Raw genomic sequence first — 14,492 nt, 5'->3', positions numbered from 1 at the left:
ATAGAAACGGATGGTGTCGTTATGTTGCGTTCTAATCGAGACAAACAACAAAACTACGAGCTGGTTTCCATTGAAGACTTGGTGCCTGCTGACCATATGCTTCGCAAGATCGATAAGTACATTGATTTTTCTTTCATTGATGAGAAAGTACGTCACCTCTACTGCCAAGATAATGGTCGTCCAGCCATTGATCCACTTGTACTTTTCAAAATGATTTTTCTCGGTTACTTCTATGGCATTCGTTCGGAGCGCCAACTGGAACGCGAAGTTCAAACCAACCTCGCTTACCGTTGGTTTCTTGGACTCGGTCTGTCAGACCGTGTTCCAGATCACACAACGATTAGCTGGAATCGTAGAACACGATTCAAAGATACTTCTGTTTTCCAAGATATTTTCGATGAAATCGTGCTGCAAGCGATCTCACATCGGATGATTGGCGGACGTGTGCTTATTTCTGACTCTACCCATGTAAAAGCTAATGCCAATAAACATAAATACACAAGAGAACAAGTACAGCAAAACACACGAGATTATGTGAATGAGCTCAATGCAGCTGTTGAAGCAGAACGTAAAGAGCAAGGAAAAAAGCGCTAAAACCACGGAAGGAGGTGAATGAAGACAAAGAGGTAAAAGTTAGTACGACTGATCCTGACAGCGGTTATATGTACCGAGAAGGCAAGCCAGAAGGTTTCTTTTACTTGGATCACCGTACAGTTGATATGAAGTACAACCTTGTTACCGATGTCTTCGTCACCGCCGGTAACGTCCATGATTCTGTTCCTTATCTTTTTCGTCTGGACCGCCAACGTCAGCGTTTTGGATTTAAAGTAGAAGCTGTTGCATTAGACTCTGGCTATTTAACAACACCGATTTGCAAAGGATTAGAAGATCGTAAAATCTTTGGCGTGATTGCCCATCGCCGATTTCATCCAACGCAAGGCTTACAACCAAAATGGAAGTTTACTTATGATGCAGAACGGAATCTGTATGTGTGTCCGCAGCAACAAGAACTGACTTACCGGACGACAGATCGGCATGGCTACCGACACTACGCGTCTGATCCAAAGCAATGCGCAGCATGCCCAATACTGCAGCAATGCACGCGTTCCGCTAACAAACAGAAAATGGTTACCCGACATATTTGGGAGGACAGTAAAGAAAACGTGAGGATGAACCGACTAAGCAAGTCGGGCAAAAAGCTTTACCGTAAACGAAAAGAAACCATAGAGCGAAGCTTCGCGGATGCCAAACAGCTCCACGGGTTTCGCTATTGCCGTTTGCGGGGGTTAAGCAACGTGATGGAACAAGCGTTGATGACCGCTGCGGTGCAGAACATGAAAAAGATCGCCCTCCACCTGGAAAGGAGGGCGTAAGAGGGGTAGCCTCTTGCGTCGCTTCGTTCTACTCACAGAAAACAAAAAGAGAAACCCCACGTTTTAAGAAAACGTGGGGTTTCTCTACAATCTGAGCCCGTACCACAATGTGGTACGGGCTTTTTCCTGCTTAGCAGAACTTATTTCGCAACCAGATTTTGTTGACCTGGTTTCCAGTTCATTGGGCACAAACCGCCGGATTGCAGAGCTTGCAATACGCGAAGCGTTTCGTCAACGCTGCGGCCTACGTCGTTATGGTTAACGACTTGGTATTTTACTTCGCCTTCAGGATCGATGATGTACAGGCCGCGCAATGCAACGCCTTCTTCTTCGATCAGGACGCCGTAGTCACGAGCAACGCTCTTAGTAATGTCAGCAGCCAGCGGGAAGTTCAATTCGCCAAGGCCATTGTCGTTAACCGGAGTGTTGATCCATGCACGGTGGCTGTGCTTGCTGTCAACGGATACACCAAGAACTTCTGTATTCAGAGCTTTGAATTGCTCGGAAGCAAGGCTCAAAGCTGTAATTTCAGTTGGGCATACAAATGTGAAGTCGAGTGGGTAGAAGAACAATACCAGCCATTTACCTTTGTAATCAGCAAGGGATGCTGTTCCGAAATCTTTACCGTCACCTGTTGCCGTATCCATTTTGAAGTCTGGAGCCGGACGGCCAACCAAACGCTCTGCCATAATACAATTCCTCCTTAACCAATCCAACAATTTTTATAGTTAATGTCACTATTAAGCCGTGACTTACTTATAGAATAGTATCACTAGCCTAGAATAAAGTCAATATTGGAATCAATATTTATTTATAATTATTATAAATAAGGAGGTCTTATTTCGTCATTGCAGCAACAATCAGATCGCCCATTGCAGTTGTTCCGATTGCCGTGCTCTTATCAACCGCGATGTCGCCTGTACGGTGACCGGCGTCAAGAACGTTTTTAACCGCGTCTTCAATAACTTGAGCCGCTTCATGGTAACCGAATGTCAGGCGGAACATGAGTGCAACGGAAAGAATCGTAGCAATCGGGTTCGAGATGCCTTGACCGGCAATGTCAGGAGCGGAGCCGTGTACCGGCTCGTACAGGCCAAAGCTGCCTTCGCCAAGGGAAGCGGAGGAGAGCATGCCGATCGAACCCGTCAGCATAGCTGCTTCGTCGCTCAAGATGTCGCCGAACATGTTTTCCGTTACGATAACGTCGAAGCTCGACGGACGGCGGAGCAATTGCATAGCGCAGTTGTCTACGAGTACATGCTCGAGTTCAACTTCCGGATACTCAGGAGCAATCCGGTTAACCACTTCGCGCCACAGACGGGAAGTTTCAAGAACGTTTGCTTTATCAACGGAAGCCAGACGCTTGCTGCGCGTCATTGCGATGTCGAAGGCTTGGCGAACGATACGCTCAACCTCTTGCACGTTGTATACGCAAGTATCAACCGCTTCTTCGCCGCTTGCGCCTTCGCGGCGGAATTTCTCGCCGAAGTAGATACCGCCAGTCAACTCGCGGACTACGATCAGGTCAGTGCCTTCGAGAACTTCTGGCTTCAGTGTCGAGGCTTCCTTCAGACAGTCGAATACGTTAGCAGGGCGGATGTTCGAGAACAAGCCCAGTGCTTTACGAATTCCGAGCAGACCTGTCTCCGGACGAAGCTCTTTCGAGTTGTTGTCCCATTTCGGACCGCCAACAGCGCCGAGCAATACAGCGTCAGCCTTTTTACAAATATCAAGCGTTTCTTGCGGCAGCGGCGTGCCTTTCTCGTCGATAGCGATGCCGCCGAACAGACCATGCTCGAATTCGAATTGGTAACCGAACAGCTCCTCGGTTTTTTTCATAACTTTAAGCGCCTCGCCAACTACCTCTGGGCCGATACCGTCGCCGGCGATGACAGCGATTTTTTTCACTTCTGACATAATTAAACACTCCTCGTATTCGCTCTATTAAGCTATTCTCATTCTGTTATCATTTGTACCACATTTCTAGTATGAAAATCCAAGATATAAAATCTATCATCTTTATAGGTGCTGCTTATAAAGGCAGCTTCCCCTTCTTTACCCTTCAATCAGCTTGAGATGAAAATGGCGGGTTCGCGGCCCGTCAAACTCGCAGAAATAAATGCCCTGCCACGTGCCAAGCACCAGCTTGCCGCCGTTAATGATAACCGTCTGGCTTGTCCCGGTAGTAAGCGCCTTCAGATGGGAGGCCGTATTCCCTTCCGCATGGCGATATTTCGGGTGCTCCCAGGGATATACCTCATTCATCCTCATCAGAATATCATGCTTCACATCCGGGTCGGCATTCTCCTGAATCGTAATCCCTGCCGTCGTATGCGGACAATACACTATAGCAAGACCATTCTGGATCCCTTCACGAGCAACAATAGAAGCTACCTTGCGTGTGATATCAATCATTTCATCTCTTCTTGATGTTTGCAGCGTCTCGGTAATCATTTATCCCGCTCCCGCTCCTTTCACTCAACCTATGTTTGAACCATTCTTCATTTGTTCAGCCAACCGCAAAAGCCAAACTGAGAAAGTCTAAACAGACTTTTTCGGTTTGGCTTTTGTCGGTACTTAGCTTGTTAGATCAAGCTCATCTTGTCGCGGCGTCCCGGGGACTTGCGCTTCTCGATGAGACGGTTCAGCGCGTCGATATAAGCACGTGCGCTCGCTTCAAGGATGTCCGTGCTGAGACCGCGGCCTTGCGCGGAAATATCGTCCTGCTTCAGCACCACATGGACCTCGCCTTGCGCATCCTTGCCTTGCGATACGGACTTGATGGAGTAATCCTCAAGCTCAACCGCTTCAGCCGTTACTTTATCAATCGCGTTGTAGATCGCGTCTACGGAACCGTTGCCGATAGCGACTTCTTCGCGCGTCTCGCTGTCCGCTGTACGGATGCGAACCGAAGCGCTAGGCGTCGATTGGTTGCCGTAGCTGACTTGAATCGCTTCAAGCGTATAAACTTCCGGCGTATCAACCAGCTTCTCTTCCAAGAAGGCACGAATATCTTCATCCGTAACATGCTTCTTGCGGTCAGCCAAATCCTTGAACTTCGCAAAAGCAGCGTTAACTGCTTCTTCGCCCAGCTCGTAGCCGAGGTCGATCAGCTTCTCGCGGAACGCATGGCGTCCGGAGTGCTTGCCAAGAACAAGCTTCGAATCGCGAAGACCGATCGTTTCCGGAGAAATAATCTCGTAAGTCGTTTTCTCCTTCAGCATGCCGTCCTGGTGAATGCCGGACTCATGTGCAAATGCGTTGGCGCCAACGATCGCTTTGTTGCCTGGGATGACCATACCCGTCAGCTTGCTGACAAGGCGGCTTGTTCTAGCGATTTCTTGCAGGTTCAGACCTGTTTTTGCGCCAAAATAATCGAAACGCGTTTCGAGCGCCAGCGCCACTTCCTCAAGTGCCGTGTTACCCGCACGTTCGCCGATACCGTTGATCGTACCTTCGATCTGGTCGGCGCCGTTTAGGATAGCCGCGAGGGCGTTAGCCGTAGCCATGCCGAGATCGTCATGACAGTGAGCGCTAAGCTGAATTTTTTCGATGTTTGGTACATTTTCCTTCACCGTTTTGAAGATATTGCCGTATTCAAGCGGATTCAAATAACCAACCGTATCCGGAAGATTCACAACGGAAGCTCCCGCGCGAATCGCCATGTCCGTCATTTGACACACGAAATCCAGTTCGGTACGTCCTGCATCCTCAAGCGAGAACTCGATTTTGCTGAAATACTTCTTCGCGTAAGTGATCGCACGTTCAGCCGTTTCCAGCACCTGCTCCTTCTCCATACGAAGCTTATGCTTGCGGTGGATTGGGCTTGTCGCAAGGAAAACGTGAATGGATGGATCCTGCGCGCCTTTCAGCGCTTCACGTACCGCGTCGATATCCTGTTCGCGGGAGCGTGACAAGCCAATAATCGTAGCATTCTTAACTGCGCTCGCAACCGCGTTTACTGCCGCGAGGTCTCCCGGGGAAGCCGCGGGGAAGCCTGCTTCGATACGGTCAACGCCAAGCTTCTCAAGCTGAAGCGCGATCTCAACCTTTTCTTTAGTGTTCAGGTTAACACCGGGAGACTGCTCTCCATCACGAAGCGTCGTGTCAAAAATATAAATTTTTCGCATTTGTGCCTTACACCTCCGGGAACAGAATCATCCCGGCCGCCAAGAGCGCGTGACAGGCAGGTTGGCCCCTAACCTACGCGCACTCCGGCGAACCGGGATCATTTATCTGCGGGTTATGATTTTATTACTTCTTGATCCAGTGCATCAGTTCGCGCAGCTGTTTGCCAGTTTGCTCGATTGGATGAGCAGCCTCGTTACGGCGAGTAGCTGTCAGCATGGCACGGTTCGATTGGTTTTCAAGGATGAAGTCGCGTGCGAAGCGGCCGGATTGGATGTCTTCCAGAACGCGTTTCATTTCTTTCTTCGTTTCTTCAGTAACGATACGAGGACCAGTTACATAGTCGCCGTATTCAGCTGTGTTGGAGATCGAGTCGCGCATTGTAGCCAGACCGCCTTCATACATCAGGTCAACGATCAGCTTCAGCTCGTGCAAGCACTCGAAGTAAGCCATTTCCGGAGCGTAGCCGGCTTCAACCAGAGTCTCGAAGCCTGCTTTAACAAGCGCGGAAGCGCCGCCGCACAGTACCGCTTGCTCACCGAACAAGTCTGTTTCTGTTTCTTCTTTGAAGGAAGTTTCGATAACGCCTGCACGAGTACAGCCGATACCTTTTGCATAAGCAAGACCAATTGCTTTCGCGTTGCCGGAAGCATCTTGGTGGATAGCGATCAGACCAGGAACGCCGAAGCCCTCTTGGTATGTACGGCGAACCATATGACCAGGGGATTTAGGAGCTACCAGGAATACGTCTGTATCTTTGCTTGGCACGATTTGGCCGTAGTGAATGTTGAAGCCGTGGGAGAACATCAGAGCCGCGCCTTTTTTCAGGTTTGGTTCGATTTCTTCCGCGTATACTTTCGCTTGGGTTTCGTCAGGGAGCAAAATTTGAACAACGTCGGCAACTTTAGTCGCTTCAGCTACAGTCAATACTTCGAAACCGTCTTTTGCTGCAACGTCTGCGGATTTACCCGGACGAAGGCCGATAACTACTTTCAGGCCGCTGTCGCGAAGGTTTTGCGCTTGCGCATGGCCTTGGCTGCCGTAACCGATAACTGCGATTGTCTTACCTTGAAGTACGCCTTGATCTGCGTCTTTTTCATAATACAATGTAACTGCCATTTTAATGATTGCCTCCTTTAATTTAACCCTTTTGAACGGGTGTTTAAGCAGAGAATGGACCCTATAAATTCTCCCCTTAAACCCCCGTTCAAAACGGGACATTCCTAATTTTTTTGTAAAACCGGATATTAACGTACGTTACCGCGGTTAAGCGCTGTTACGCCAGTACGGGAAAGCTCACGGATGCCATAAGGCTTCAGAAGCTCTACCATGGCATCGATTTTTTCGGTATCGCCAATAACTTGTACGATAAGCGAATGAGTGCCGATATCCACTACCGCTGCGCGGAAAGTGTCTACTACGCCCAGAATTTCAGGACGGGCCGACGGCTCCGCGCTTACCTTGATAAGCGCAAGCTCGCGGGAAACCATCGGATTGGAGCTCAGATCAATAACTTTGATAACATCAATCAGCTTGTACAGCTGTTTTGTGATTTGCTCGAGCGTATGGTCATCGCCAGTGGTGACGATAACCATACGGGACAAGCCCTGCTCTTCGCTTGCGCCTACGGTAATGCTCTCGATATTGAAGCCGCGGCGTCCGAACAAGCCGGATACGCGCTGCAGAACGCCGGGCTGATCGTTGACAATGACTGCGATCGTGTGCTTTTTCATTCTGCATCCCCCATGATCATCTGATCGATCGTGCTACCCTGTGCTACCATCGGATATACATTCTCGTCTCTGCGAACAACAAACTCGACAACTGCAGGGCCCGGATGGCGAAGCGCCTCTTCCCACACAGCTTTCGCCTCTTCCTTGTTCGAAGCACGGAAGCCTTTCACGCCGTAAGCTTCCGCCAGCTTAACGAAGTCGGGGCTGCCTGCCAGATCGATATGGCTGAAACGGTTCTCGTGAATCAGTTCCTGCCATTGGCGAACCATGCCCAGTACCTGGTTGTTCAGGATAACAACCTTAACCGGAATGTTGTTGATGGCACAAATCGCAAGCTCTTGCGCGCACATTTGCATGCCGCCGTCACCGTTGATCGATACTACGGTACGATCCGGATTCGCCATTTGGGCGCCGATCGCGGACGGGAAGCCAAAGCCCATTGTACCGAGACCGCCGGAGGTTACCCAGGAGCGTGGTTTGTTAAATTTATAGTATTGCGCAGCCCACATCTGATGCTGGCCTACGTCCGTTGTTACGATAGCATCGCCGCCCGTTGTTTCGTGGATCATCTCCACAACCCATTGCGGCTTCAGTTCAACATCCGAGTCCTTGTAGCTGAACGGATATTGCGCTTTCGATTCTTGAATTTCCTGGCGCCAAGCATCTGCTTTGTCCGCGCGTTTCGCAAGCTGGTTAACCTGCTGCAGAACCGTTTTCACGTCGCCTACGATAGGAATGTCGGTAGGAACGTTTTTGCCGATCTCCGCCGGATCAATATCGATATGAACGATTTTGGCAAGTGGTGCGAAACCAGCCAGTTTGCCGGTTACGCGGTCATCGAAGCGCGCTCCGATATTAATAAGAAGATCCGCCGACTGAATCGATTTGTTCGCCGTATACGTACCATGCATACCCGGCATGCCGAGCCACAGATCATTGCCGCTCGGGAAGCCCCCGAGACCAAGCAATGTTGTTGTGATCGGAATATCGGTTTTCGTTACGAACTCCAGCAGCTCTTCATGTGCTCCGGAGTATACTACGCCGCCGCCTGCAAGAATGAGCGGACGCTCGGACGCTTCGATCGCTTTGATCAATTTGTCGACTTGCAGCTTGTTTGGCGACATCGTTGGGTTGTAACCGCGGATGTTCACTTCCGTTACCGGCTTGAACAACGTTTTCGCCGCCGATACGTCCTTCGGAATATCAATCAGTACCGGGCCTTTACGGCCAGTGTTTGCGATATGGAAGGCTTCATGGATGATGCGGGGAAGGTCCTCAACATCGCGTACCATGTAGCTGTGTTTCGTGATTGGCATTGTAATACCCGTAATGTCCGCTTCCTGGAAAGCATCCGTGCCAATCAGGGACGAAATAACATTACCCGTAATAACAACGAGCGGCACAGAGTCCATATAGGCTGTTGCAATCCCCGTTACGAGGTTGGTTGCGCCAGGACCGGATGTTGCGATACATACGCCAACATTGCCGCTTGCGCGCGCATAGCCGTCCGCTGCGTGAATCGCGCCTTGTTCATGTCTTGTGAGAACGTGGTTGAAATCGGAGAACCCATGCATCGCATCGTAAATGTACAATACGGCACCGCCCGGATAACCAAACACGCAATCGACGCCTTCCAGCACCAAACTGCGGAGTAATATTTCAGAACCGGAAATTACTTCAGGCTTTCTCATCCGTTCCATAACTTCTTCTTTTGACTTCAGCGTTGCACTTTGCGTGACCATTAGTCATCCTCCTCTCGAAAACAACAAAAAAACCTTTCGTTCCTCCAGCTTCATGTAGCGAAGCCTGAGGGACGAAAGGTTATATCTTCCGTGGTACCACCCAAATTCGTTATACATCTTGCGATGTACAACCTCCATAGGTAATGAACGTGTGCGCACAAAACGCCCATACCTTTGACACAATAACGCGTGTCTTGCGATTTTCCCTAATAACCAACATTGACAGTGTTGCTTTTCAGGAAAACAGCTCCGAGGTGAGCTCGTAGAAAAGGGGTTTTGGCGATGGTTGCAGCTGATCCATCCGCTCTCTGAACAAAAGAGCCCTTAACACTTCGTCCTCATCATTGCCGATAACATATGCTTGGATAAGATTTTCTTTATTATATGCCTTGCACATCTGTTCGTCAAGCTAAAGTGCCTAACAATTTGAAAAATTGTGTGAGGCATATTTCGCCAGCCGATCATACAATAACATAGCCCATTTTCGGCAATTTCATTCGGTCAGGAAGGGATCGCTGATGATACGAGCACGCAACCCCAAGACAGACGATAAGGAAATATTCCGCCTCATACAAGCCGAGCTTATTCCGTTGTCGCATACGGCGCATCCTCTGGATGCCCAGACGATAAGGGATCTTCCCGTACGCTTCCGCCGGGGTGTTACCTATGTAGCCGCAGAAGGAAAAACAAGTAAGCCTTACGGCTTTATCCGCTTCGAAATTACGGGGGAAATCCTGTATTTGGATATGCTAGTTGTCCATCCGGATCACCGCAACCGGCAATGGGGCCGGAAGCTGCTGCTGGCCGCCGAAGCTTACGGCTCAACCCAAAATTGCAGAGCTTCCAGACTTTTCGTGGACGACATTAATACCAGGGCCAAAAATCTGTACAGCCGCCTTGGTTATCAGGCCATCCAGTATTATCCGGAGCTCCGCTGTTATGAGATGATTAAGCCGCTTGCTTCCTCATCTTATCCTTACTATTAATAGAATCCGCCGCCACCGTACGGGCCGCCTCCGTATCCGCTGCCATAACCGCCGCCGTATCCGCCACCGCCGCCGCCATAGCCACCGCCATAGCCGCCGCCGTATCCGCCGCCGCCGCCACAGCCGCCGCCGCATCCAAAGTTGCCGCATCCACAGCCGCCACCGCCGCCGCCCCAGAATCCAAGCGTACCGATCGCCAGCAGATCAAACAGCACAAGCGGCAAAATCGCTTTCGTCCGAACGACTTTCCCCTTTTCTTTTTTCAGAGGTGCTAATACGAGCTTGTTTTGCCGCAGTTCCACAAGCTTGCCCGTAACGACAGATCCGTCTTTGCGAACCGCATAAATGGGTTTGCCGACCAACTTCTTTACTTGTGCTTTAGAAACTTTGCTCACTTTGCTCATGAGTATCCCTCCCTTCCGTTATTCTACAGATTATTCAGGAAGAAACGCTTCTGCCTGTTTATTTGTCCTTGCTAAGGGTTGAAGCACGAACCTATTTCATCTGTAATTCGGGAATAGATATCATCCAGGGATGAAGAACACCCCGACGACAGCACTCGTGCTGAGATCGGGGTGTTCTATTTTCCGGGAAGGAAGGCTGTGATAGAGATGAAAACGAATTAGCGCGAAATAAAGCGGTGCAGGATATCTCCTGCACCGCTTCTTCTATTAAATATAGAACAGCAGCTTCGACTCCGCCGGCTCCAGCTCAACGACATGCTCGGAGGCGCCCGGCTTCAGGCTGTACGATTCCCCGCTCCACAGATCGCGGACCGTCAGGCCCTTCGCGCCGTCGATGCCGACGCGGGACAAATCGATTGCTTTCGACTTCCCGTTCTCCCCGTCGAAGTTGAAGACGGCCACCCAAGTGCCGCCATCCCCTGCGAGAGAATACAGATCCTCGCCGCCCATGCCGCTCCGACCTTCGGCCGGACGGAAGGACTCGCCGCGTCTTGCCAGCGCCATGACTTCCCGGTTGGTCATCCAGGCTTTAGCGCGTTCCGCCGCTTCCTCCATCCGGTAATCATCGCCAAGCAGCAGAGAAGTACCCGAGATAACGCCGGAGTTCAGGCGGCTGCGGCCTTCATGCTCCGTCGTCGCCCGCTGATTGTCGCTCTTGAAGAGGACGATATGGTCCGGATCGTTAAAGCGGTACAGATTGTCGCTAATCCACCAGCCGTACGTCAACGCGTTAAGCATATATTCCGTATCGCTGATCATGCCGAAGGCATCGCAGGATACGCGTCTGCTATGCGCATAACCATGCGGGAACAATGGCGCGATCGACAGATTGATCAGGAACGGACGGCCAAGCTTCTCCGGGCTTAACGCTTCCGCGATCGCCGCCATGCCATAGTTATACGCCTGGATGCCGGTGCGTACGGAAGGATCATGATGGACGCCTTCCATTGCGCCATGCGCCAGGAAGTCCATCTTCAGGTACTCAAAGCCGTCAGCCACTACATTATCAAGCTTGCGCATAATGCGCGCGATCGCTTCAGGGTGAGATGGATCGATAGGGAATGCCCCGTCCAGCTTCGGAAGCGGATTGCCAGCTCCGTCTTTCAGCAAAATTTCCCGGTACAGAACCTTACCGTTCGTCCCTTCCACCGGCGTATCCGGATTGCTGCCCCAGAACGCAAACGGCGTGTAGTACGTTCCCGGCTTCTGGCCGTTAGCCTTTACCCGGCGTACCGCATCCTCCAGCTCGCCTTCCTTCAGATTGTCCGAGAAAGCGTCGAAGTTGACGTACAGGCTGCCTTCCTGATCGGCGAACCCGTTTTGCTGCAGTTCTTTTGCGAAGAAATCGGAAGTATGCGTATATACGTCATAGTCCAGCTTCGTCATAACGGCCGACCAGCTGTTCCAGCCCATCGGAACGCCGCCGCTCCAGGAAAGCGCAGGCTGAATGATGGCATTGGCCTTGCCGTAGGCTTCCATACCCTCGCGGTAATCGTCGTAAGCGCCTACAAGAATCGTCGGCGAGACAATGGAAGTACCGCGGAGGGAGCCATGCGGAACCGTATCGCGAGTCTGCAGATCCGAGACGCCGGCGATTACCCGCAGGCGGCCAATGGCTTCGGTGAAGGTGCCTTCCACGTCAATGGCCGTTTTCCATGCATCATGGGTAACCGAGCCAATTACGAAGCCGCGGCGCGATTCGGCGCGGTAGACAGCCGTTACTTCATAGCTGCGAACGCTGGACGGATTAGCTTGGGAGCCAAAGCGTACCCATTTGTCATTATCAAACGGAATAAAGAGCGACCGGATTTCTTCCTTCGAGCCATCGCCGAAATCCAGCACGCCGTTGTCGTTCAGATAGGAGGCCAGAGGTGTTAACTCATTGGTTTCCCATTCCTGCGAGTCTGCCGCCTCAAGCTCAATCAGAGCGTAAGGCAGCCCCTGATACAAGCGGATGTGCTGCTTCAGCGAAGGCTTGCCCGGCTCCGTATGCTCAAAGCTGAAACGTATCCCTTTGCCAAAGCCATCCTCAACCTCTTGCACCAAGCTTTCCTGAACCGCATGTCCACCGTACCAGGAAGAACGGACAACGGCTCCGCCAACACGCGCTTCCGCGTAAAAGCCCGTCATCGTCTGGCCGTTCTTCCAGGCGAGCGCAAGCGTGCCGTCTTCCGTATTTGCCGTTACCTTCAGCAGCCCGTTATCCGCCGCAAACATTCCCGAAGCCTGCTCAAGCTTGAACTGTCCCATCTCCGTCGTCATCATTTCTTCGCTCCCATTCTTCCATAGATTTATAGCCTATTAATGACTATGGAAGGAAAAAGGCCAGCACAGCTGGCCCTCCCCTTCTACTGCCTATTCAAATATATCATCTTAATTAGTTCCAAAGCTGTTTACGGGATTCGTAATTCGTTGTGTAAACCGCTTCAACTTTTTCGTCGCCCGCGCCTTTCATATCCGACAGCATTTTGTCAAAAATCGAGCTTGCTTCGTCTGCCGTAGGCGCCATAATCGCTTTTGTGATCGCCTGCTTCGTGATATCGCTGATTTTTTGCTCGGACAGAGCTTCCGGCGTGCCGCCTTGCGGGCTTATGCCGTCATAAATCGCCGTATCAAAAATGCTGTCCGACAGGTTTTTAATTGCCATTTGGTCAACCGGAGCTCGCTCGTAACGACCTGGAAGGTCATAAGGCGTGCCGTCTTTGCCAGGGCCGTTCTTAACGAACCAAGTCCACTTGCGGATACCCGTTTCTTTCGTATAGGCAGCCCAGTCGTCTTTGAACGCTTGCAGAGTTTCCGGACGCGGTACATGCTTGCCGTCTTTCATATCCCAATGTACGCCTTCGATACCCCACATGAGCAGATATTGACCTTCTTCGCTTGCGAGGAAGTTAATGAATTGCATCGTGCGTTCCGGATTTTTGTTCTTCTTCGTAATCGCAATCGCATCCCAGCCAAGCGAGCTGCGGCCACCGTAAGTTGTTTTCGAAGGATCTACGCCGTCTGCAACGACTTTATAAGCGAACAGCTGCGATTCTTCGCCTTTATCCTTTTTGAGGATGGTGTTGGAGTTGCCAAGATCCCAATAAGCGCCTGTCGAGGAGAAAATCGTGCCCGTTGCGATTTTTTGCTCCCACACTTGGCGTTTGTTGATTGCCCATTCCTTATCCATAAGACCGGAACGGTAGAGATCGTTCATGTACAGAATCATATCCTTGTACTTCGGATCCTTCACGTCATATTGCAGCTTGCCGTCATGCTCGTAATAAGGCATCAGGCCAAACATGCCTTTGAATGTGCCAAGCGTACCGCCCCAGTTCTCGCCGTCCATCGTCAGAGCGATTGTATCCTTGCCGTCCATTTGCGGATATTTCGCTTTGAAGTCGGTCAGAAGCTGCTTAAATTCGCTTTGCGTAAACGGCACGCCGCCATCCGCTTTATCCGGAGCAAGCTCCTTCACGATGTCTTTGCGCATGTTGAAACCAAACACCGGTTCATGCTCAAGACCGTACCAGTTGGACAGGTAATAGTTCTTGCCGTCTTTGTAGCGCGTTTTGTTCAGTACGTCGCCGTACATTTCTTTGACATCCGGACCGTATTTCTCAATGAGATCGTCCAGCGGGATAATCGAACCCGCTTCCGTATACTTCGCTACCAGGTCGCTGGAGCGGTCGAACATGATCATGTCGGGCAAATCGTCGCTCGCCAGCATCAGGTTCAGCTTTTCCGTCGGGTTGCCCGTCGGCTGCTGAATCTCAATCGTTACGCCGGTACGCTTTGTAATTTCTTTGGCGATTGCATTGTCAAACTTGTCGCCTGTATTTTTATCAAAGAAGGTAATCGTAATCGGGTCCGTGCTTGGATCCTTTGTTGCGCTGTCATTGGTACCGGTATTCGCCGATCCCGTGTTCGAGTTGCTGCTTGGTTTATCCGATGAATTCGAAGAACAAGCAGAAATCAAGGAAACCGACATAACGGCTGTAAGCAAAGACAGCATCCATTTTTTCGAGTTCATACTGTAATCCCCCTATGATTGATCTTGGACTTATAATAGCAATGGCAAGCT

At 50.8% G+C, this 14,492-nt stretch carries 12 protein-coding genes; 2 read left to right on the top strand and 10 right to left on the bottom strand.

What is annotated here, in order from left to right; genetic code table 11:
* The first annotated feature begins 21 nt into the window (after positions 1-21).
* Positions 22-1,373 (top strand): IS1182 family transposase gene (locus PJDR2_RS32345; RefSeq protein ID WP_085982381.1). Its coding sequence is split into 2 segments (ribosomal slippage): positions 22-589 and positions 589-1,373, totalling 1,353 coding nucleotides; the frame shifts between segments, so codons are not numbered across the junction.
* A gap of 140 nt (positions 1,374-1,513) precedes the next feature.
* Here PJDR2_RS32345 and PJDR2_RS06830 read toward each other — a convergent pair.
* From PJDR2_RS06830 to ilvB, 7 genes are all read right to left on the bottom strand, one after another.
* The gene (locus tag PJDR2_RS06830; RefSeq protein ID WP_015842931.1) at positions 1,514-2,062 is read right to left on the bottom strand and encodes a peroxiredoxin; all 549 of its coding nucleotides are present in this window, start codon (positions 2,060-2,062) and stop codon (positions 1,514-1,516) included.
* Between the two features lie 148 nt (positions 2,063-2,210).
* Positions 2,211-3,290, bottom strand: a complete 1,080-nt coding sequence (gene leuB, locus PJDR2_RS06825; RefSeq protein ID WP_015842930.1) for a 3-isopropylmalate dehydrogenase — start codon at positions 3,288-3,290, stop codon at positions 2,211-2,213.
* Positions 3,291-3,428: 138 nt separating this feature from the next.
* Positions 3,429-3,827: a secondary thiamine-phosphate synthase enzyme YjbQ gene (locus PJDR2_RS06820; protein WP_015842929.1), complete on the bottom strand. Its 399-nt coding sequence runs from the start codon at positions 3,825-3,827 to the stop codon at positions 3,429-3,431.
* A 131-nt stretch (positions 3,828-3,958) separates the two neighbouring features.
* Positions 3,959-5,503, bottom strand: a complete 1,545-nt coding sequence (locus PJDR2_RS06815) for a 2-isopropylmalate synthase (RefSeq protein ID WP_015842928.1) — start codon at positions 5,501-5,503, stop codon at positions 3,959-3,961.
* 124 nt (positions 5,504-5,627) lie between these two features.
* Positions 5,628-6,620, bottom strand: a complete 993-nt coding sequence (ilvC, locus tag PJDR2_RS06810; RefSeq protein WP_015842927.1) for a ketol-acid reductoisomerase — start codon at positions 6,618-6,620, stop codon at positions 5,628-5,630.
* Between the two features lie 128 nt (positions 6,621-6,748).
* Positions 6,749-7,234, bottom strand: a complete 486-nt coding sequence (gene ilvN / locus PJDR2_RS06805) for an acetolactate synthase small subunit (RefSeq protein WP_015842926.1) — start codon at positions 7,232-7,234, stop codon at positions 6,749-6,751.
* Positions 7,231-8,976, bottom strand: a complete 1,746-nt coding sequence (gene ilvB / locus PJDR2_RS06800) for a biosynthetic-type acetolactate synthase large subunit (protein ID WP_015842925.1) — start codon at positions 8,974-8,976, stop codon at positions 7,231-7,233. The genes ilvN and ilvB overlap by 4 nt, the downstream gene beginning before the upstream one ends.
* Positions 8,977-9,494: 518 nt before the next feature.
* Here ilvB and PJDR2_RS06795 point away from each other — a divergent pair.
* Positions 9,495-9,962, top strand: coding sequence for a GNAT family N-acetyltransferase (locus tag PJDR2_RS06795; protein WP_015842924.1), 468 nt, complete (start codon positions 9,495-9,497; stop codon positions 9,960-9,962).
* On the opposite strand, the gene PJDR2_RS06790 is transcribed toward PJDR2_RS06795, so the two are convergent.
* From PJDR2_RS06790 to PJDR2_RS06780, 3 genes are all read right to left on the bottom strand, one after another.
* Entirely contained in the window at positions 9,959-10,366 is a 408-nt protein-coding gene (locus tag PJDR2_RS06790) for a hypothetical protein (protein WP_015842923.1), read from the bottom strand. The two genes, PJDR2_RS06795 and PJDR2_RS06790, sit on opposite strands and share 4 nt — an antisense overlap.
* Positions 10,367-10,633: 267 nt before the next feature.
* Positions 10,634-12,691, bottom strand: coding sequence for an alpha-galactosidase (locus PJDR2_RS06785; RefSeq protein ID WP_015842922.1), 2,058 nt, complete (start codon positions 12,689-12,691; stop codon positions 10,634-10,636).
* Between the two features lie 112 nt (positions 12,692-12,803).
* Positions 12,804-14,441, bottom strand: coding sequence for an ABC transporter substrate-binding protein (locus PJDR2_RS06780; protein ID WP_015842921.1), 1,638 nt, complete (start codon positions 14,439-14,441; stop codon positions 12,804-12,806).
* Between the last annotated feature and the right edge of the window lie 51 nt (positions 14,442-14,492).

The organism is Paenibacillus sp. JDR-2 (genome assembly GCF_000023585.1).
Taxonomy (GTDB): Bacteria; Bacillota; Bacilli; order Paenibacillales; family Paenibacillaceae; genus Pristimantibacillus.
Note: the sequence above shows the minus strand (reverse complement) of the source record. Positions and strands in the feature narration are given on the sequence as shown.

Excerpts from the sequence above, each read along its gene's own strand:
- PJDR2_RS06830 (WP_015842931.1), bottom strand. The coding sequence starts at position 2,062 with ATGGCAGAGCGTTTGGTTGGCCGTCCGGCTCCAGACTTCAAAATGGAT.
- leuB (WP_015842930.1), bottom strand. The coding sequence starts at position 3,290 with ATGTCAGAAGTGAAAAAAATCGCTGTCATCGCCGGCGACGGTATCGGC.
- PJDR2_RS06820 (WP_015842929.1), bottom strand. The coding sequence starts at position 3,827 with ATGATTACCGAGACGCTGCAAACATCAAGAAGAGATGAAATGATTGAT.
- PJDR2_RS06815 (WP_015842928.1), bottom strand. The coding sequence starts at position 5,503 with ATGCGAAAAATTTATATTTTTGACACGACGCTTCGTGATGGAGAGCAG.
- ilvC (WP_015842927.1), bottom strand. The coding sequence starts at position 6,620 with ATGGCAGTTACATTGTATTATGAAAAAGACGCAGATCAAGGCGTACTT.
- ilvN (WP_015842926.1), bottom strand. The coding sequence starts at position 7,234 with ATGAAAAAGCACACGATCGCAGTCATTGTCAACGATCAGCCCGGCGTT.
- ilvB (WP_015842925.1), bottom strand. The coding sequence starts at position 8,976 with ATGGTCACGCAAAGTGCAACGCTGAAGTCAAAAGAAGAAGTTATGGAA.
- PJDR2_RS06795 (WP_015842924.1), top strand. The coding sequence starts at position 9,495 with ATGATACGAGCACGCAACCCCAAGACAGACGATAAGGAAATATTCCGC.
- PJDR2_RS06790 (WP_015842923.1), bottom strand. The coding sequence starts at position 10,366 with ATGAGCAAAGTGAGCAAAGTTTCTAAAGCACAAGTAAAGAAGTTGGTC.
- PJDR2_RS06785 (WP_015842922.1), bottom strand. The coding sequence starts at position 12,691 with ATGATGACGACGGAGATGGGACAGTTCAAGCTTGAGCAGGCTTCGGGA.
- PJDR2_RS06780 (WP_015842921.1), bottom strand. The coding sequence starts at position 14,441 with ATGAACTCGAAAAAATGGATGCTGTCTTTGCTTACAGCCGTTATGTCG.